Origin of the sequence: uncultured Bifidobacterium sp., assembly GCF_963540075.1 — a bacterium.
Taxonomy (GTDB): Bacteria; Actinomycetota; Actinomycetes; order Actinomycetales; family Bifidobacteriaceae; genus Bifidobacterium.
The window spans coordinates 18,119-37,533 of the sequence record NZ_CAUTOG010000010.1; the positions used below are offsets into that span (position 1 = coordinate 18,119).

A 19,415-nucleotide genomic window follows, 5' to 3' on the forward strand; every position below is an offset into this window, starting at 1 on the left:
TTCCAGGCCCGAGATGGCCCCCTGCCAAGGCACCCTCGGTCCTTGGGCAGATCAACGCCGTCAACACCTCATTTCGCTCATTGTCGGTCTGAAGAAACCGCGAAATTCCAACGTTTGTCGCGACGCCGGATTCAGGTCTCCCGGAGAGGCCGCCCAGCACTTATTCCATCTGCCCAATGAACGACATCAATGCCCATGAAAGCGACCCTTATCTGAACCACACCGGCATCGAGCTGCACCAGTATCAGAGAAAAGACAGTCCCCTCATTTGGCGAAGGACCCCGGAGTAAACCCCGGAACGAATACCAACGATTCGCGGCACCCCTACCGCGCGAAGGGCTCCGAAACCCTCCGGCCCGCCACCCAACGCTCGAGGATGTCGCGGTCATCGCCGTCGTAGATGAAGCGCGCCAGTCGACCCTCCGGCGACAGGTCCAGCGGATTGTCGCCCTCCTCACGGATGACGAGCGCGTCGAAGTCGTATCCCGGCTCGAAGGAGCCCACCCGGCCCCGCCCGATCGCCCCGAAGAACTCCCCGGGCCGCTTGGTCGCCATGTAGAAGGCCTCGGAAAGCGTCAGCGGTCGGTCCTTCTCGTGCCCGGCCTCGAAGGTCTTGGCCTTGGACGTCTCGATGGCCGCGACGATCTGCCGCGGCATGGACGGGTCGTGTCCGGCGGCCACATCGCTGGCGATGCACACCCCCAGCCCTGCGTCGAGATCGCGCCGCACGGGTATAAGACCGCTGGTGAGGTTGAGGTTCGACTGCGGGCAGTGCGCCGCCCATACCCTGCGCCCACGCAGCAGCTCGCGCTCGGAGTCCGTCAGCCAGATGCAGTGGGCCATGATGGTACGGCCCTCGGGCATGAGACCGAAACGGTCGTACACCTCCGCGTAGGTGGGGATGTCGGGGTGAAGCCTGTGCACCCAATCCACCTCGGAGCGGTTCTCATCGAGATGGGACTGCACGGGAAGCCCGAACTCGCGCACGATCTCCCCCAGACCCTCCATAAGCCTCGTGGTGGTGGCCGGCACGAAGCGCGGAGTGACGACGTAGCCGACGTCCGGCGTCTCGATGCGGGACATCTTGATGATGCGCCTCGTAGCGTCGAGACTGTCCGAGGTGCCTTCGGAGAGATCCTCGGGGGAGTTGCGATCCATGTTCACCTTGCCGATGACGGGCCGCAGGCCCGCCTCCTGGCACAGCCTCATAAGCATCAGCGTCGAGTCCTCGTGCAGCGTGGCGAACGCGCTGAAGCGCAGCGTCCCCACCCGCCACATGCGGCGCACGAAGCGGCGATACCAGGTCTCGGCCACCTCGGGGTCGGCGAAGCGCGACTCCGTCGGGAACGTGGTGTTCCGCAGCCACTGCAGAAGCTCCGCGTCGAGGCCCAGACCGGACATCGGATACTGCGCGGCGTGAACGTGCAGGTCCACGAAGGAGGGGATGACGAGGCAGCCGCGGCGGTCGACGACATGCGGCTCAGGCTTCCAGTGCGGACTTGGCTCCGAGTGCGGGGCTGCGGGCGTCTCGATGCCTGTGTCGAGGACGGAAGGGCCGTGAAGGGTGAGGTCGGGCAGCGAGCGCGTCACCTCCATCACCCGCCCGTCGTCGCCGACGACGACGCAGCCGTCCTCGAGAGCGGTGAAGCAGCCGGGCTTCTGCGTGAAGACGACGTCCCCGCGGATGACCATGGTCATGGCGATTCTCCCCTCCGCCCTCCGACGCAGGAAGCCGAGCCGCGTCAGGGACGGGGACCACTGTATCGCCGCCCTCCTGCTCGAAGATTACCGTGCGGAAGAATCGCCGTACCGGAAGATCAGGGGACGGAACCGTGGCCGGAACGCTGAGGGAGCGCGGACGGCCACGGCTTGCGCCGGAGATGCCTGGCCTCTTCGATGATCGACCTGCGGCCGGCCAGGACTTGCGCAAATGAGGGAGCACAGGTGAGCGCGCACAGGTGAGGAGCCTGGACCCGGGCTCTACAGCGCCGCGTAGATCGTCGACGCGGCCTCGGCTATGGACGCCCATGAGGAGCCGTTCGTCAGGATGACCATCACATAGTCCCCCTTCGTCGTGTAGATGATGGAGGCGTCGTGCAGAAGGTCGTCGAGGAAACCGACCTTGTCCGCCACCGTCCCGTTCGACCCGATTCCCGTGGGGATTCCGGAGCGATACACCTGGGTCTTCATGTATTTGATGAGCATGGCCCGCGAATCGGCGTCCATGAAGCTGCCCTGGTACAGCCGCGTCAGATAGTCGGCGAGGTCGGCCGCGTCCGTGCGCATGTTGTAGTCCTCGATGGTGGTGTCGGCAAAGCCGGCGTCGTGCACCTCGGTGTTGACCGCGCTGAAGCCCTGCTGCTTGAGCCAGGCGACAGGGCAGTCATTGTCGGAGTTGACGATCATCGTCGCGAAGCACGACTGGAGAGTCTGGCCGTCAAGCTCCGACTCCCAGGTCTTCTCGCCGCTTTCCACGGCGGAGATCATCGAATACGCGACGTACAGCTTGTACGTGCTGGCGGACGTGTAGATGGTGTCCGTATCGATGCCCACCACGGTGCCGCCGGTGGACATGTCGATGACGTCGACGGCGTAGGTCGCGCCGGAGAAGATGGAGTCAAGGGAGGTCGTGAGCCTGCTGGTGAGGTTCGTCGTCGCGGCGGCGGAGGCCGGTATGGCGGAAACGGTTCTCGCCGTGGGGTCGTCGGCGTCGCCGAACCCGGAGGTCGAGGACGACGAGGACACGGAGGAACCTGACTTCGCGTTCGTTAGCCGTGACAGAACCGATGTCAGAAGACCTCGCGCAGATCCGGACGTCGAGGAGGATGCATCGTCCGATCCGCAGGATCTGATGCCGGCGGCGATGACGATGAGAACCACGAGGAGGGCCGACATCACGCTTATCAGGCGTCGGCGGCGATATCGGCGCTGGCCGTCCAACCGGATGCGTCCGTGCCGAGGCCGGTACCCCGACTGCGAACGACGGTTTCCTCCCACCGACCCCATCTCCTTCCGCATCCGAAACGGGCGTCCACCCGCCCCGGCTTTCGGTAGGATAACGACCGAATGGTCGGGCGCACTGGAGGAACGCGCAGGGTCGGCAGTGACCTGCGTGGGTGGGCACTGAAGAATGTCTGGGAATTCGCCGGGGACGACGCCGCGGTGCCATTCCGCCAGTCGGACGTCACGGCGTCATGCACGGACACCACGTTTGCGTCCCGCCACGCTCGCCTCGCGCCACTGTGAATGCACCACATTCGCGTCCTCGCCGCTTTCGCACATGACGATGCAGCCCGCACATGACGTGCAGTCAGCGATGACGTCCAACGAGCGCGCGAGCCTCCCGGACCGCAGGGACGATCCTCCCGGCCCGACCTATCCCAACAGCTCGAGGAGGTTCTCGCGCGTCAGGGAGGACAGCGGCGAGGCCGAATCGGAGGAGGCCTGGTCCACGAAGCGCGAGGCGAGGTCGGATTTCGCCTGCTGGAGACGGATGATGCGCTCCTCGATGGTGTCCCGGGCGACGATGCGGTACACGTCAACGACATGCCTCTGACCGATCCGATGCGCACGGTCGTCGGCCTGCTCCTGGGCGGCGGCGTTCCACCAGGGATCCGCATGGACCACGACGCTGGCACCGGTGAGATTGAGACCGGTGTTGCCCGCCTTGAGAGAGATGAGAAAGACGGGAGTGTCGTCGGCGTTGAAGGAGTCGACGAGCTCGACGCGACGACGCTTCGGGGTGGACCCGGTGATGACGTCGTAGGCGATGCCCTGGTCGCGAAGCCGTTCGGCGATGAGATCGAGGAAGCTGGTGAACTGCGAGAATATGAGCATCTTGCGATCCTCGTCCCGACAGGAGGAGACGAGGTCGTCGATGGCGTCGAGCTTGACGGAGACCGAGCGACGCCGGACGGAACGGCCTGGGGCCTCCTGCGACAGGGCACCCCTGCCTGAGATGGCGGGCTCCGCTGACGGGGCGGACTCCGTCCGGTTCTCTGGGGAATCGCCCCCCATCCGCACGAATGACCCGCCGACACGGGATCCATCCGCGGCGGCTCCATCCTTGGGCACCCCATGCGCACCCTCGCGACCCGCATATGCGAGATCTCCATAGGCCGGGTCCACGGCCGCCGCCGACGGCATCTGCTCGCCGGCGAGGGCGCCCGATGCGTCTTCCCCCCGTCCCACGGGCCGCCGAACGGCTTCCATCGACCCCTCCTCGACGACGAGCCGGGGGTCGCAGCACACCTGGCGCAGCCGCGTGAGCTGGGCGAGCACGCGGATTCTCCCGGTGGCCGACAGGGCCTGCCTGTCATGGAGGATGGTGGTCCGCAGCCTCTGTTCGAGCGCGGCGTACAGCCGGCGCTGTGCACCCTCGAGCTGCACGGTGATGACGGTGTCCGTTTTATCGGGCAGATCGTCAAGGACCTGGGATTTGCGGCGTCGGAGAATGAACGGCCCGACCAGGGACTGCAGACGCCGCTGCGCGTCCTCGTCGCCGGCAAGCACCGGACGGTCGAAACGCTCCCGGAAATGCGCATACGAGCCCAGCATGCCGGGGTCGAGAACGTCGAACAGGCTCCAGAGCTCGGCGAGGCGGTTCTCGATGGGCGTTCCGGTCAGGGCGAAGCGGTGTCGCGCATCCACGGCCCGTACGGCACGCGCCGCCTTCGTCGCGCGGTTCTTCACCGCCTGGGCCTCGTCCAGCGTCATGCTGGCGAAGGGGATTCCCCTGTAGTCATCGACGTCCCGGCGGAGCAGATCGTAGGAGGTGACGAGCAGGTCGTTCGCCTCGGGGTTCTCCAGCAGCGCCCGACGTTCGACCTTGCTTCCGGCCACGGCGGCGACGCGAAGATCGGGGGCGAAGCGTACGGCCTCGGCCGTCCAGTTGTAGACGAGGGAGGCGGGACAGACGACGAGGCTGGGTCCGATCGTCCGGGCCTCGTCACGTCGGCCCTCCAGCAGGGCGAGCAGCTGCACGGTTTTGCCCAGCCCCATCTCGTCCGCCAGAACACCGCCGAACCCTTTGTCCCACAAGGCGTTGAGCCAGCGAAACCCCTCGGCCTGATAGGGACGCAGCACGCCGGAGAAGGTCTTGGGAACCGCATACGTCGCGGGATCGATGTCCTTCAGGGCGCCGATGACCGCGCGGAACTCCTCGCTTTCATCACGCTTCTCGGCCTGCGAATCAAGATAGAAGCCCTGGAACAGCGGGACATCGACGGGACCGGCTTCGAAATCGCGCAGCGGCAGGTCAAGGTCCGCGGAGGCCTTGTCCAGGGAGGAGGCGTCGACGTCGGCGAGCGCGACGAAGGAGCCGTCGCGGAGCCGGTGATAGCGTCGCCGCTCGCGGATCGCCTTCAGGATGCCGGGAACGTCCTCGGGATCCACGTCGTCGGCGATGGGCGAGATCTCGACAAGCCCCGATGCGACGGACAGTCCCAGGCGGATCTTCGGATGCCGTCGGGGCGTGAGCCCGTCGAAGGCGGAGGTGCAGAACACCTCACCGACCTGCCGGAGAACCGACACTCCCCGGGACACCAGCTCATGGATGGCTTCGTCGTCGTCCTCAGGGATGCGCGCCACCGGACCCTCGGGGCGGGGGAAGTAGCGCAGCACCGCCTGGACGGCGAGCCGCTCGGCGGACTCGTCGCGCACGACGCCGTCATCCGGATGCGGCCCGTCGAACACCTCGAAGCGGCGGTCACCATAGCGGGCCCTGAGGTCGCAGGACACGCCCCGGCGATCCCTGTCGAGATAGAACTCGATGCGACAGGTCTCCTGACGCAGCCCGAAAAGGACCTCGGGGGCGTCCACGACGAGCACCGGCGCGTCCGCATCCCGATCGGAGGACGATTCCGGCCCCCGGGATGGCCCTGACGAACCGGGCGACCCGGCTTCCGCCGACCGTTCAGAACGCACGCCCGCCTCGTCGCCACGCCGGGGGGCCAGCGAAGGAAGGATGGCCCTTGCGAAGGCGGGCACGTCGTCGGCGGCCACGGTCATGTCCCCCGCGTCCTCCGGGGGACAGAGGGCGTCCACCAGGGCGCGACGCTCGATGAAGCGCTGCGAGCATCGGCAGATGCGCGCGTGCCAGTCGGCCGTGCTTGGCAGATAGCCGGCGTCGCGCATGAGGACGAAGGAGCGATCCGTCCCGGAGATGACCTCCTCGATGCAGCGTTGATGCCGGATCCGCAGACCCTTCCCGGCCAGTCCGCCCACGCCGGCCCCGGACGTCACGGACGATGACGCGACATCCGGCGAGGACGCGTCGTCAGGGACGATGGACAGCCCCATATCAGGGTCGCCGTCGAGAACCGGCACGGCGACGACGCCGGAGGGTCCGATGTTCGCGGGTTCGTAGTCGACGGGGACGTCCGAGCCGACGAACAGGTCGAGCAGCTCGCAGGTCTCCTCGTCCGACAGCGCCACTCCTCCGCGGCCCCCGTGCCATGCCGAGGCCGCGTATCCCGCCGTCAGTCCGCGTCGGATGGCCTCCCCGCGCTGCAGCAGCGCCAGAACCCCGCGCGACCGTTCGTCGAACATGCGCGGCTCATGCACGAAGGCCAGACGACGGCCGTACTCGACGCGGCGGCGCATGCGCATCGCATACAGAAGATCGGCCACGTCCCGTACCACGTAGGACGCCCCGTTCGACGCCTCGACTCGTAGACGAAGCACCCATCCGCCGACCGTGGAGCCGATGCGGGGGCGCAGACGCACTCCTCCCTGCACGCGGAAGTCCTCCGAGGACCCGGACGCCGCGCCCCCGGAGGACGCTGAAACCGCCGGCGGAGACGCGAACCGACGCGAACCGACGCGAACCGGGGAGGACGTCCACCCATCATCCGGCGACGGACCGTCCCCCGACCCTATGACCCGCAGCAGCTCACGCCGCCTGTCCTCCTGCTCGCGGCTGCGACGCTGGGTCTCCGCACGCAGCAGACCACGCAGGGAGACCGAGGTGCCGGAGCCGGCTGAGGCAGGACGCCCACCCGTGAAGGCGAACCCCCTGGGCGAGTCGTTGTATTCGCGCACGAGGGCGATGGCATGCTTGCACATCCCGCGTCCCCGGGCGGCGGCGGGACATGTGCAGTGATGGTCGGTGACGACGCCGGCGTTCTCATCGATGTCCGCCCGGACGCGATAGTCGGCGGCGAAGCCGTCGGCGACGCGAACGGTGGCCTCCAGAACCAGGATGCCGTCGGCGTCGTAGCGCCGGGAAAGATTGCGCAGACGATGGGTGACCAGCACCTCGATGCTGCGCAGATAGGCCGGCCCGCCCTCACGGCGCAGAATCGCCTCGGACACGACCGCGCGAACGGTGGAATCCGGGGCCGGTCCCCGACCGGAAGCCGGATCCGCCCGAACGTCACCCATCACGGCGCGAGGAGGACGCCCGTACACGACGCCGTCATCAGGATCCCCCTCGAAAAAGCCACGGTCGTTCCCGACGTCCCGGGGCTCATCCCCGAAGCCGTGCCCGCCGAAACCCCGCCCACCGAAACCGGGAAGCGACCGCGAATCACCCATCGACGCATCATCCTCCCGTTCGTCTCCACGATACCGGCTTGGGTCACCGGCGGCATCGGCCGCCATGTCGCTCCTCCCGGGGCGAAGCCTCTTCCCAAGCCTCTGGCCGTGGCGCATACTGGCCCCATGATCGAGAAAACGGATAACGGGCCGCAGGCTCGCGGAATCGGCGCCGGAACCGAGGCGGCCGATGCCGCCGGCACCCAGTCGGCGTTCCTGGCCGGAGGATGCTTCTGGGGGATCGAGGCCTATCTGCGCGGCATCGAGGGGGTCACGTCCACCACGGTGGGCTACGCCCAGTCGACCGTCCCCCATCCCTCCTACGAACAGGTGTGCTCAGGAGCCACCGACGCGGCGGAGACGGTTCGCGTCGACTTCGACGCCTCACGGGTGTCCCTGCACACGATCGTCCTGCTGATGCTCGAGGCCATCGACCCCTTCAGCGTCGACAGGCAGGGCAACGACGTCGGTCGGCAGTACCGCAGCGCCCTGTTCTTCGTCGACGACGTCCAGAAGGACGTGTTCGACCAGGCTCTGGGCCGCTTGGAGAAGCTGGCCGGCAGACATCCCGCCGTGGCGGTGGAGCGCCTGCGGAACTTCTCTCCGGCGGAGGGGTATCACCAGGACTATCTGGAGAAGAATCCGGGAGGGTACTGCCATATCCCCCTGGGCGCCATCGCCGACGTGGCGAAGCGGCAGAAGTGGGTGGAGCAGGCCTGGAGGCTCGATCCACGTCGCTTCGCCGTCACTCAGCTGGCGGCCACCGAACCCCCCTTCGACAACGACTACGACGCCGAATTTCGCTCGGGGGTCTACGTCGACGCGGTGAGCGGCACGCCGTTGTTCCTGTCGACGGACAAATTCGACTCCGGATGCGGATGGCCGGCCTTCTCCCGCCCCATCAGCCCGGAGGCGCTCACCGAGCGACAGGACCGCTCTCTGCCCGGGATGCCCCGGACAGAGGTGCGCGCGGCCGAATCACGCATCCATCTGGGCCATGTCTTCGACGATGGGCCCCGGGACCGCGGAGGGCTGCGCTACTGCATGAACTCGGCCTCGCTGCGTTTCGTTCCCGAGGATCGCATGGAGGCCGAGGGCTACGCGGACTATCTGCCTCTGCTGAAGCGGCGCGAATCCGAGCGGTAGCCGCCCGAGCGGGACGACGAGCCGGAGCGGGAGGACCTGAACCCCTTGTGGGATGACGAGCCGTGGGATCCACGTCCCTCGTCGGCATGCCCGCCGTGGTCCGAACCTTCGTTGTGCCATCCCGCATCACGCCTGCCGGTATGCGAGCGCCTGTCCGACCACTCGGATCCGGCGTCACGGGAGTCATGATCCGAGCCGGAACGACGGCCGTAGTGACCGTCCCGCCCCTGGCTACCGCCGCGGAACCCCCCACGGGAGTCATCGGAACCGAAGCGGTTCCTCCCGCCCTCGTCGCCACCATCATGGTCGTTGCGGCCTCCACGGTATCCGCCGTCGGAACCCCGACCGCGGAATCCACCCTCCCGGGAACGTCCCTCGTGGGCGCGGTTGCCATAGGCCCGGTCATTGCCACGGTCGGCCCGGCGGGCATCACCGCGGCCGTCATGGCGACGGTCGTCACGAGAACGGTCGTCACGTCCCTCCTGCGACGACGTCTCGCCGTGGCCTTCACCGGCGTAGCCTCCGTCACGACGGCCATAGCCGTGGCCGTCGTCCCTGCGGAAACGATCCGAACGCCCACCGTGGGCGCGATCCCGACGCGGGCGGTCACGGCGTCCGACGGATCGGCGGCCGTCATGGTCCGAACCGCCGCGACGCCCGCGACCCGCCGGCACGGAGGACTCCAGATCCCATCCTTCGACGACGGGAGCATGCTCGCCCACCAGCTCGGTCAGCTCCTCGGACTGAGGGGTGACCGCGACCGGTTTGACCTGAATCCCCGCACGTCGCAGCAGCTGTCGGGCGTCACGACGCTGCTCGGGAAGCACCAGGGTCACGACGTCCCCGGATTCCCCGGCCCTCGCCGTACGCCCCGAGCGATGCAGGAAGGACTTGGGGTCGGCCGGTGGCTCGGTCTGCACGACGAGCTCGACGTCGCTCACGTCGAGGCCACGCGCCGCGACGTCGGTGGCGACGAGCACGTTCACGCGCCCATCCTCGAAGGCCGCCAGATGACGGTCGCGCTGGTTCTGCGACAGATTGCCCTGCAGATCCACGGCCGGGATCCCCGCCTGGATGAGCTTGCGTGCCATGTTCTTCGCCTGGAACTTGGTGCGGGTGAAGAGGATGCGACGCCCCTTGCCGGACGCCAGCTCGCGGATGACCTCATGCCGGTTGCCCTGCGTGACGAGGAACACATGGTGGGTCATGGTGTCCACCGGGGACTCGGCGGAGTCCACGGCATGCACCTTGGCGTCCGTCAGGAAGCGCTTCACGAGTCTGTCGACGCCATGGTCGAGCGTCGCCGAGAACATCATGTGCTGGCCGTCGGATTCCACCTGCTCGAGCAGCCTTTCGACGGCGGGCAGGAAGCCCATGTCCGCCATCTCATCGGCTTCGTCGAGCACGGTGATCTCCACGGACTCCAGGGACAGCAGCCGCTGCCGCAGAAGGTCCTCGAGCCGCCCGGGGCATGCGACGACGATGTCGGCGCCTCCCCGCAGAGCCCGGACCTGGCCGTTCTGGTTCACGCCGCCGTACACGGTGGCGGTCTCCATGCCATAGGCGCGTGCGAGCGAACGGATGACCTCATCGACCTGGTTGGCCAGCTCGCGCGTGGGCTCGAGCACGAGTCCGCGCGGATGCGGCAGCGAACGGGAACGCCCTTCGCCGCGCTCATGCAGACGACGGGCCTCGCGCATGGCGGAGGCGCCGTCATCCTCACCGGCGAGACGCGCCACCAGCGGGATGGCGAAGGCAAGGGTCTTCCCGGAGCCGGTACGTCCACGGCCCAGGACGTCGCGGCCGGCCAAGGAGTCGGGAAGCGTGTCCTGCTGGATGGGGAACGCGGAGACCTTGCCGTCGTCGGCGAGGACGCGCACGAGCTCGCCCGGCACGCCGAGGTCGGAGAAGCGCATGGCTCCGGCGTTCGAGGACGTCTCCACCGACTCGTCCGCGGACACCGACGAGGGCGTCTCGGAAAGGTCGGAGGAAGAGGATGGATATGACGACGGGGAGGACCCCATAACGGAATTCGGCACGAATTGCCTTTCACCACGGATTCGGGAACACGATCCCGGCAATCAGATGCATCTCCGCGGGAGCGTGAACGGCCACGTCATTTTCGGTGGCTCTCTGTCGGGCGCGATAACGCTGCCCGAACCTCGCTAGTATATCAGCTCCCTGGACCGACATGCGCGAGACACGGCAAGAAACATCCGCACCCGCCGGAACCCGGACGTGACGCCGGGCCAGGACGGCACCGGCATCGGCGACGTCACCGACACGTCACCAGTAGGTGCGGACCGCCAGATCCACCGCGAGGAGGACACCGGCTGCGACCGCGAGAATCCGCATGGTCCGCGCCGGCACATGCCGGGTGATGGGCGGCGCGATATAGCTGCCGATGAAGCAGCCGACGGCCATCATGACGGCGGCGGGCCAGTCCACGACGCCGCGCATGACGAACACGACGGAGGCGGTGACGTTGGCGCCGGCGCCGATGATGGTCTTCAGCGCGTTGATCTGATGGAACGGTCCGATGCGGGCGGCGTCCAGCGCCGCGATCGCGACCGTCCCCGCACCCGCGCCGAAGTACCCGCTGTACACGGCCACGCCGGCGACGGCGGGCCACACCCACCACGGGTCCTTCCCTATCGGCTCGGTGACGGCGGGCTCGTTCGCGTCCCCGGCCGGCGCGGAAACCTTCCCGGCATCGGTGGAATCCACGCGGTTCGCGGCACCCGTGTGACGATCGAGCCCCTGGGCCTGCGCAACGACCTGGGCCACGGCCTGTCGTGTCTGGCTGCGCCCGCGCGGGTTGAGGGCGATGGCCAGAGCGCTGAGGAGAATCAGCGGAGGCACGGCGTATTCAAAGACCCTGGGATCGAGCCCCAGCAGCAGAAGAGATCCGAACACCCCTCCGACGCACCCCACAAGCACATAGACGACAGCCCTGGTGCGCTGCCCCCGCAGCTCTTGTCGCGCGCCAAGCACGCCACCCACCCCCGTGCCGATGACCCCGACCGTGTTCGTGGCGTTGGCGATGACCGGAGGGACGCCGAGGGCGAGCATGGCCGGATATGACACCAGCGAGGAGGCTCCCACCGCATACCCCACGAAACCGGCGCCGATGCCGGCGAGAAACACGAGCAGGAGAGTAATCACCGACAGTCCGACCACCGGGCGCCATCCCTTCCTTGCGGCAGGCCGACGACGTCGGCCCGTAGGGCTTCCGGACACTCGTCGGCGTCACGGCCACCGACATCCGCGCGTGGTTCTTCCGCCGCCGGCAGAATACACCCGGTTCATGTCACCGCCGGCGACCGTCACCGCCGATCGTCCGCGACCTCTTCGATGCCGCGCCCTTCGCTCGGCAACCGGAGTTTCCTCACCCGTTCCCGGAACGACGGCGAAGCCTCGCCTCCATACCCGGAAGGCTGAATTCCGCCATCCTCAGGCGGCCCGCCGTAGGCTGGGCGGTGGACGACGGTTCGTCCGGATTCCACAGGCATCACTGGGCATCACCGGAGAAAGGACTCCCATGAGCGACGAGACGAATACGACGGCGACGACCTCCATATCGGCCGCAACAGCCACCGAACCGACGGATGCGTACGGATTCACCGTCCTCGGCCAGGACGGCGAACGCCGTCCCCTGTCGGACTGGAGGGGCAAGGTTCTGCTCATCGTGAACACCGCCACCGGATGCGGCTTCACGCCTCAGTACGAGGGGCTCGAGGCGCTGTACGAGAAGTATCGCGACCGCGGCTTCGAGATCCTCGATTTCCCCTGCAACCAGTTCGCGGGGCAGGCCCCCGGCAGCGACGAGGAGATCCACTCCTTCTGCGTCCTCAGGTACGACGCGAGCTTCCCGCAGTTCTCCAAGATCAAGGTCAATGGCAAGGAGGCCGACCCCCTGTACGTCTGGCTCAAGAAGCAGCCGGGCGCCGAGGGCCGCATCCGCTGGAACTTCACGAAGTTCCTCGTCGACCGTCAGGGCCATGTCGTCGAGCGCTTCGCCTCGCGCGTCACCCCCGAGCAGATCGACCCCAAGGTCGCCGGACTGCTGTAGAGGACCCCGGACCCGCTGCGGAGGGACCCCGATCCCCTCCCCCGGGCTTCTGTAGGGCGGATGCGGAATAATGGTCGAGTTACGTGACCGACCGCACTCCGAAGGACGGACCAGACTGTGGCTGAATTCATCTTCCAAATGATCAAGGCGCGCAAGGCCTTTGGCGACCGCGTGATCCTCGACGACGTGACGCTGAGCTTCCTGCCCGGCGCGAAGATCGGCGTCGTGGGACCCAACGGCATGGGCAAGTCGACGCTGCTGCGCATCATGGCGGGACTCGACACCGTCTCCAATGGCGAAGCCTCCCTCACGCCCGGGTACACCGTCGGCATCCTCCAGCAGGAGCCCCCGCTCGACGAGGAGAAAACCGTCGGCGAGAACATCCGCGAGGCCTTCGGCCCTGTCGCCGCCAAGGTCGAGCGCTTCAACAGGATCGGCGAGGAGATGGCCGACCCCGAGGCCGACTACGACGCCCTGATGGACGAGATGGGACGCCTGCAGACCGAGATCGACGCGGCCAACGGCTGGGACATCGATTCCCAGCTGGAGCAGGCCATGGACGCCCTTCAATGCCCTGACCCGGACACCCCCGTCTCGGTATGCTCCGGGGGCGAGCGTCGCCGCGTCGCGCTGTGCCGGCTCCTGCTCGAAGCACCCGACCTGCTGCTTCTCGACGAGCCCACCAACCATCTGGACGCCGAATCCATCCTGTGGCTCGAGCAGTTCCTGCATCAGTACAAGGGAGCGGTCATCGCCGTCACCCACGACCGCTACTTCATGGACAACGTCGCCGAATGGATCTGCGAGGTCGACCGAGGCCACCTCTATCCCTACAAGGGCAACTACTCGACCTATCTCGACACCAAGGCCAAGCGCATGGAGATCCAGGGCGCCAAGGACGTCAGGCTCGCCAAGCGTCTGAAGAACGAACTCGACTGGGTGCGCAGCTCCCCGAAGGCCCGACAGGCCAAGAACAAGGCCCGTCTCGAGCGATACGACCAGATGGAGCAGGAGGCGCGGAATTCGAAGAAGCTGGACTTCTCGGAGATCCAGATCCCGCCGGGGCCGCGGCTGGGCTCCCAGATCCTCGAGGCGAGGCACATCCGCAAGGCCTTCGCGGACCGGGTGCTCATCGACGACCTCTCCTTCACCCTGCCGCGCAACGGCATCGTCGGCATCATCGGCCCCAACGGGGTGGGCAAGTCCACGCTGTTCAAGACGATCGTCGGTCTCGAGCCCCTCACGGACGGCGAGCTCGTCATCGGGGACACCGTGAAGATCTCCTACGTCGATCAGAACCGCGAGGGCCTCGACCCCACGAAGAACCTGTGGGAGGCCGTCTCGGGCGGACAGGACTTCATCGAGGTCGGCGGGGTGGAGGTGCCTACCCGCGCCTACGTGGCCAGCTTCGGGTTCAAGGGCTCCGACCAGCAGAAGCTCACGGGCGTGCTCTCCGGCGGCGAGCGCAACCGCCTCAATCTCGCGCTCACCCTCAAGCAGGGCGGCAACCTCCTGCTGCTCGACGAACCGACGAACGATCTGGACGTCGAAACCCTGGAATCCCTGGAGAACGCCCTGTTGGAGTTCCCGGGCTGCGCCGTGGTCATCTCCCATGACCGCTGGTTCCTCGACCGCATCGCCACGCATATCCTCGCCTGGGAGGGCACGGATGAGGATCCCGCGCACTGGTACTGGTTCGAGGGCAACTTCCAGGCCTACCAGGAGAACAAGGTGTCCCGACTCGGGGAGGAGGCCGCGCGCCCTCACCGCCTGCACCGCAAGCTCACCCGCTAGGGCCGGCTCCCGGCCGCAGGACCCGGTATCCTGCGGCCGTTACCTACGGGAAACGACGGTTTTACCGGTTAATGTCAGAGATAACATTCCCTTCATCTGGGAAAGACGTTCGTTACACAATCCCAAGGCCCCCTTTACCTGTGCTCGATACACTGCGAGCCATCAGGGCGGGACGGGGCCACAAGGTCCGGGGGAACGCCAAGGAAACGAGGTCACGGATGACGACGACAGGCGAGACGACCGGCACTCCTCTGGAGCATCTCACGAAGGTGCTGCGGCTCGGGCAGCCCTCGCAGTACCGCAGCCACACGTACATCAACGGGGAGAGCCTGTACTTCCCGACGGGTCGCGTGTATGGAGGCCAGGTCATCGCCCAGTCCATCGTCGCGGCCTCGAAAACCGTCGATGCCGACAGACTCCCCCATTCCATCCACGGATATTTCATCGCTCCGGGCGACATACGCCAGGACCTGCTCTTCGACGTGGAGACGCTGCGTGACGGCAGATCCTTCTCGGCCCGTCGCGTCAACGTCACCCAGTCCCAGGGTCCCATCCTCACCGCCATCGCCAGCTTCCAGATGACGGGCCAGAGCGGGGTCGAGTTCGCCGACGCCATGCCCGAGGACGTACCCGACCCGGAGACGCTGACCAGCGCGAAGAAGCTCATGGAGCCGTATGCCGGCAAATCGGCCTTTGCGGACTACTACGCCCAGCGATCGCCTTTCGACATCCGCCACGTCTCGCCGACCATCATGCTGGGAGCCGACAGGGAGAGCGCCGACCACGACTCCGGCCGTCAGATGGTGTGGATGCGTGCCGACGGCGAGGCGGACGTCCCGCAGGTGATTCATCGGGCCATACTCGCCCTCGAATGCGACCAGGTGATGATGGAGCCCGTGCTCCGCCGCGCCGGGCTGAGCATCGCCACGCCCGGCATCAGCTTCGCCTCTCTCGACCATTCCATGTGGTGGTACCGCGACGTGGACATCAACGACTGGCATCTTTACGTCCAGGACACCCCCACGGCGGCCCACGGACGCGGCCTCGGCATCGCCAAGGTGTACACGCGGGACGGAACCCTCGTGGCCGCCATGGCTCAGGAGGCCATGATTCGCGTGCCCGGGACGCAGGCCGCCTAGGAGGCGTCGCGAGTGGCCGCCTGAGGGATTTCGCGCGGATTCCGTCCCCGGGCGCGAGCGCCTTCGGGGCCGTCGTTCGGCGGAAGACGGCACAGCCATTCGCCGAGGATCCCGATGGCCATGTCGACGAGGCAGATGCCCGCCGCCACGGCGCACTGGACCACGGCATCGCCGTAGTACGCGGCCTCCGCATGGCGGATGGCCATGAGAAGCTGGCCTCCGTACCAGCCACCCAGGGCGGCACCGGCGATTCCCAGCGCCTTGGACAGCACCAGCGTCATCATCGCCTTCGTCGGGTCGATGCGCGTGGGCCGCTTCGCGGGATCCGTGGTGGCGTACTGGTGCACCTGGAGAGCGAGGACGAGAACCGTCACCCCCAGGGCGCCGAGGACGACGGGCACGATCCACGGCGCCCCGATCAATGACATCCCGGTGCGGTCATCGAAGAGGACCAGGCCCATACCCGCCAGGATCCCCAGGCAGAGAGCGACGGCGTAATACCACCAGGGGGTTCGCCTCGCCTTCATCCGAGCCCGGCCGTCCCCGGCGACCCTCCGTCGGAGATCCCCTCCGGCCTGCCGATGATCCAGTCGTCGGAGAGCATGCCGACACGATCGGCGTCCGACGCCAAAGCGAGAAGGTAGGAGACCGGATCAGCCCCGAGACGGGCCTCGGGGTCCATGTCCAGCCACGGCGCAAGCACCGCGGCGCTGCGACGCGTCTCCTCCGGTGCCAGGACGTCGCGCTCGGCCGGGTCCGGATTCTCGATGTCGATGAGTCGAAGGTCCAGATCCCTCTCCCGCCCCCCGGCTATGGATTCGATGGCCGCGGCGAGGCCGGCCGCATCGAGATGCGTCGTCGTCCGGACAACGGCGGCCATGCCGTCGGGACCGTCGAGCTCCGAGACATGGTACAGCGGGGAGATGCCCTCCACCTCATTGCCGGGGATGGCGTCGATGGAGACCACCGCGGTACGGAACATCCCCTCGGCATCGGTCGATCCGCTCGTCAGGGCGATGACCGCACGTCGGGCCGACCCGTCGAGGGCGGGTGCAAAGACGTCATCCGGGGCGGCCGGCCCCTCGGCGGATCCTCGGCCGGTGCCGACGGCCGACGCGGAATCCGGGGCACGGACGCCATGGGACGTCGAGAAGTCCGAGGATTCGGGGAAGCGCATGTCCACGGCGCCGGAACCGGTGCGGAGACGGGGAATCCCCTCCTCCTCGGAGAAGTCGATGGAGGAGAAGTCCAGCTCAGGCGACGCATCGGGCTCGACCGGCGGGGACGTCGCACCAGGGGATGCCGTGCCATCGGATGTGGTGCGGGAATCACGGACGGCGCCTTCGGCAGGCAAAGGCGCACGCGCGTCATCGGGGGCCGCCACCGGCCGCACGGAGACATGGAGGTCATCGGGCCGACGGCCGTCAAGAGCCGCCCGCAGCCCGGCATCGGCATGGGAAAGCACCACGCGGGCCCTCATGCCACGGACAAGACGGGTGATCTCCTCGGGAGACGACCCGTCCGGGACCGCCACGGTGAGTTCAAGACGAGCGGTGACGAAAACCGGCCTGATTCCGCCAGCGGACGAGAGATCATGACCGGTCATGGACTGCTACTCCTTCGCGGGAAGCCCGGCGGAGCGCCTGAGGGATTCGGGGATCTCCACGGGTGGACGGTCCGAGACGGGACGCTGGTCGTTCGACAGCCACAGAGGACGTTCGGGCGCCTTGTGAAGGTCGGCGAAGATCGCGCCGAGCTCCTTCTCATTCAGGGTCTCCCTGACGAGCAGCTGCCGGACGAGCTCGTCAAGCACGTCCCTGTTCTCGGTGATGATCCGCCACGCCTCCGTGTGGGCGTTCTCGATGAGACGAAGCACTTCGTCGTCGATGGCCCGTGCGGTCTCGTCCGAATACCTGCGCGGCTGCAGACCGTCCATGACGGTCGTCTGGTCGTCGTCCGACGCCCATTTGATGGCGCCGAGCCTCGAGGAGAAGCCGAACTCGACGACCATCTTCCGGGCGATGGCCGTGGCCTTCTCGATGTCGTTGGAGGCGCCGGTGGTGGGATCGTGGAACACGATCTCCTCCGCCGTGCGGCCGCCCATCGCATAGGCCATCTGGTCGAGCAGCTGGTTGCGTGACTGCGAGTAGCGGTCCGTCGTCGGCATGACGGCCGTGTATCCCAGGGCGCGACCGCGGGGCAGAATCGTCACCTTCGTCACCGGATCCGTGTTCCGCAGGGCGGCGGCGACGAGCGCATGCCCTCCCTCGTGGTAGGCGGTGTTCCGCAGCTCGTTGAGGGCCATGCCCTTGGACTGGCGTCGAGGGCCCGCCTGGACCCGGTCGATGGCCTCGTCGATGGCGCGGTTGTCGATGAGCTGCGCGCCGGACCGTGCGCACAGCAGGGCCGCCTCGTTGAGGACGTTCGCCAGATCCGCGCCGGTGAAGCCGGGAGTGCGCACGGCGACCATATGCAGATCCACGTCCGGGACGAAGGGCTTGCCCTTCGCATGCACCTTGAGGATGGCCTCGCGCCCTTCGAGATCGGGGGCCTCGACGCCCACCTGGCGGTCGAAACGGCCGGGTCGGAGCAGGGCGGGGTCGAGCACGTCGGGACGGTTGGTCGCCGCGATGATGATGAGATTGGTGTCGTTGTCGAACCCGTCCATCTCGACGAGCAGCTGGTTGAGGGTCTGCTCGCGCTCGTCATGGCCACCGCCCATGCCGGAGCCGCGCTTGCGGCCCACGGCGTCGATCTCGTCGATGAAGATGATGGCCGGGGCGTGCTTCTTGGCCTCTTCGAACAGCTCACGGACGCGGGAGGCACCCAGGCCGACGAACATCTCGACGAAGTCGGAACCCGCCATGGCATAGAACGGGACCCCGGCCTCCCCGGCGATGGCGCGCGCAAGCAGCGTCTTGCCTGTTCCGGGAGGGCCGTACAGCAGAACGCCCCTCGGGATCCGCGCCCCGAGGGCCTTGTACTTCGACGGATCCTTGAGGAAGTCCTTGATCTCCTCGACCTCCTCGACGGCCGACTGCTCGCCGGCGACGTCCGAGAACTTCGTGCTCGGCGTCTTCCCCTCGAGCAGCTTGCCGTTCTTCTTGCCGCCCAGGCCGAGCATCCCGTTCGCGCCGCCCATGCGGCTGAGCAGGAACCAGAAGAGGACGAAGATGATGATGAAGGGCAGGATGGAGGTGATCAGATAGCTCCAGATGCTCGTCTGCTGCATGCTGGAGGTCCACCCGTTGGACGGGTCGGCACTTTCGACCGCCTTGACGATCGACTCACCCTGGGCGAAGGTGTAGTAGAACTGCACGCTGCGGCCGTAGTCGCGGCTTTTGCCGGTGCTCGAATCGGTTTTCGTGAAGTTCTCGCTCAGGGTGAGCTTGACGAGCTGCTTGTTGTCGATGATCTCGGCGTAGGTGACGGTGTTGCCGTCGAGCAGGCTCAGGCCGTCCTTGGTGTCGATGGTCTGAGTCCCGGTGCCCGAGAACAGCTGGAACGCCGTCAGCGACATCAGGACCAGCACGACGACCCACAGCCACGGGGACTGCCAGAAGGGCTTCTTCCCATCCTCTCCCGCGCCTCCGTCGCTACCGGATCGGAAGGGGTTGGTGAACGGGTTGCCGTTCGAGGGCCGGTTGCCGTTCCCGTCGCCCTGCTGGGGCCCCCGGGGTGACTGCGGATAGGTCATGCGTGTGCTCCTTGGTAGACGGCCGGTCTGA

12 protein-coding genes are annotated in these 19,415 nt (G+C 67.2%); 4 read left to right on the forward strand and 8 right to left on the reverse strand.

Annotation, left to right across the window (positions count from 1 at the left end):
• Positions 1-324 precede the first annotated feature (324 nt).
• The 3 genes from RWX87_RS02505 to RWX87_RS02515 all read right to left on the reverse strand — a co-directional run bounded on the left by RWX87_RS02505 (position 325) and on the right by RWX87_RS02515 (position 7,314).
• Positions 325-1,698: an amidohydrolase family protein gene (locus RWX87_RS02505; protein WP_314686567.1), complete on the reverse strand. Its 1,374-nt coding sequence runs from the start codon at positions 1,696-1,698 to the stop codon at positions 325-327.
• A 282-nt stretch (positions 1,699-1,980) separates the two neighbouring features.
• The gene (locus tag RWX87_RS02510; protein WP_314686591.1) at positions 1,981-2,895 is read right to left on the reverse strand and encodes a serine hydrolase; all 915 of its coding nucleotides are present in this window, start codon (positions 2,893-2,895) and stop codon (positions 1,981-1,983) included.
• Between the two features lie 480 nt (positions 2,896-3,375).
• The gene (locus RWX87_RS02515; protein ID WP_314686570.1) at positions 3,376-7,314 is read right to left on the reverse strand and encodes an SNF2-related protein; all 3,939 of its coding nucleotides are present in this window, start codon (positions 7,312-7,314) and stop codon (positions 3,376-3,378) included.
• 348 nt (positions 7,315-7,662) lie between these two features.
• Here RWX87_RS02515 and msrB point away from each other — a divergent pair, with 348 nt between their 5' ends.
• Positions 7,663-8,682: a peptide-methionine (R)-S-oxide reductase MsrB gene (msrB, locus tag RWX87_RS02520; RefSeq protein ID WP_314686573.1), complete on the forward strand. Its 1,020-nt coding sequence runs from the start codon at positions 7,663-7,665 to the stop codon at positions 8,680-8,682.
• Here msrB and RWX87_RS02525 read toward each other — a convergent pair.
• Entirely contained in the window at positions 8,643-10,706 is a 2,064-nt protein-coding gene (locus RWX87_RS02525) for a DEAD/DEAH box helicase (protein ID WP_399552275.1), read from the reverse strand. The genes msrB and RWX87_RS02525 overlap by 40 nt on opposite strands.
• Positions 10,707-10,968: 262 nt before the next feature.
• Positions 10,969-11,862, reverse strand: coding sequence for a sulfite exporter TauE/SafE family protein (locus RWX87_RS02530; RefSeq protein WP_314686576.1), 894 nt, complete (start codon positions 11,860-11,862; stop codon positions 10,969-10,971).
• A 361-nt stretch (positions 11,863-12,223) separates the two neighbouring features.
• On the opposite strand from RWX87_RS02530, the gene RWX87_RS02535 reads away from it, so the two are divergent.
• The 3 genes from RWX87_RS02535 (at position 12,224) to RWX87_RS02545 (ending at position 15,687) form a co-directional block, all read left to right on the forward strand.
• Positions 12,224-12,754, forward strand: a complete 531-nt coding sequence (locus RWX87_RS02535; protein ID WP_314686578.1) for a glutathione peroxidase — start codon at positions 12,224-12,226, stop codon at positions 12,752-12,754.
• A gap of 117 nt (positions 12,755-12,871) precedes the next feature.
• Positions 12,872-14,548 carry an energy-dependent translational throttle protein EttA gene (gene ettA / locus RWX87_RS02540; protein ID WP_314686580.1) on the forward strand — a complete coding sequence of 559 codons (1,677 nt, stop codon included), beginning with the start codon at positions 12,872-12,874 and terminating at the stop codon, positions 14,546-14,548.
• A 218-nt stretch (positions 14,549-14,766) separates the two neighbouring features.
• A complete protein-coding gene (locus RWX87_RS02545; protein ID WP_314686582.1) occupies positions 14,767-15,687 on the forward strand; it encodes an acyl-CoA thioesterase domain-containing protein in 921 nt (306 codons plus the stop codon).
• Here the strand turns inward: RWX87_RS02545 and RWX87_RS02550 are convergent.
• The 3 genes from RWX87_RS02550 to ftsH are packed head-to-tail and all read right to left on the reverse strand — an operon-like array spanning position 15,684 to position 19,384.
• Positions 15,684-16,214 (reverse strand): DUF3180 domain-containing protein, encoded by a 531-nt coding sequence (locus tag RWX87_RS02550; RefSeq protein WP_314686585.1) that lies wholly within the window; start codon positions 16,212-16,214, stop codon positions 15,684-15,686. The genes RWX87_RS02545 and RWX87_RS02550 overlap by 4 nt on opposite strands.
• Positions 16,211-17,293, reverse strand: coding sequence for a hypothetical protein (locus tag RWX87_RS02555; protein WP_314686586.1), 1,083 nt, complete (start codon positions 17,291-17,293; stop codon positions 16,211-16,213). Before RWX87_RS02555 ends, RWX87_RS02550 begins: the two co-directional genes overlap by 4 nt.
• Before the next feature lie 6 nt (positions 17,294-17,299).
• On the reverse strand, positions 17,300-19,384 hold the full coding sequence (ftsH, locus tag RWX87_RS02560; protein ID WP_314686588.1) for an ATP-dependent zinc metalloprotease FtsH: 2,085 nt from the start codon (positions 19,382-19,384) through the stop codon (positions 17,300-17,302).
• Positions 19,385-19,415 lie beyond the last annotated feature (31 nt).

Excerpts from the sequence above, each read along its gene's own strand:
- RWX87_RS02505 (WP_314686567.1), bottom strand. The coding sequence starts at position 1,698 with ATGACCATGGTCATCCGCGGGGACGTCGTCTTCACGCAGAAGCCCGGC.
- RWX87_RS02510 (WP_314686591.1), bottom strand. The coding sequence starts at position 2,895 with ATGTCGGCCCTCCTCGTGGTTCTCATCGTCATCGCCGCCGGCATCAGA.
- msrB (WP_314686573.1), top strand. The coding sequence starts at position 7,663 with ATGATCGAGAAAACGGATAACGGGCCGCAGGCTCGCGGAATCGGCGCC.
- RWX87_RS02525 (WP_399552275.1), bottom strand. The coding sequence starts at position 10,706 with ATGGGGTCCTCCCCGTCGTCATATCCATCCTCTTCCTCCGACCTTTCC.
- RWX87_RS02535 (WP_314686578.1), top strand. The coding sequence starts at position 12,224 with ATGAGCGACGAGACGAATACGACGGCGACGACCTCCATATCGGCCGCA.
- RWX87_RS02545 (WP_314686582.1), top strand. The coding sequence starts at position 14,767 with ATGACGACGACAGGCGAGACGACCGGCACTCCTCTGGAGCATCTCACG.
- RWX87_RS02550 (WP_314686585.1), bottom strand. The coding sequence starts at position 16,214 with ATGAAGGCGAGGCGAACCCCCTGGTGGTATTACGCCGTCGCTCTCTGC.
- RWX87_RS02555 (WP_314686586.1), bottom strand. The coding sequence starts at position 17,293 with ATGACCGGTCATGATCTCTCGTCCGCTGGCGGAATCAGGCCGGTTTTC.
- ftsH (WP_314686588.1), bottom strand. The coding sequence starts at position 19,384 with ATGACCTATCCGCAGTCACCCCGGGGGCCCCAGCAGGGCGACGGGAAC.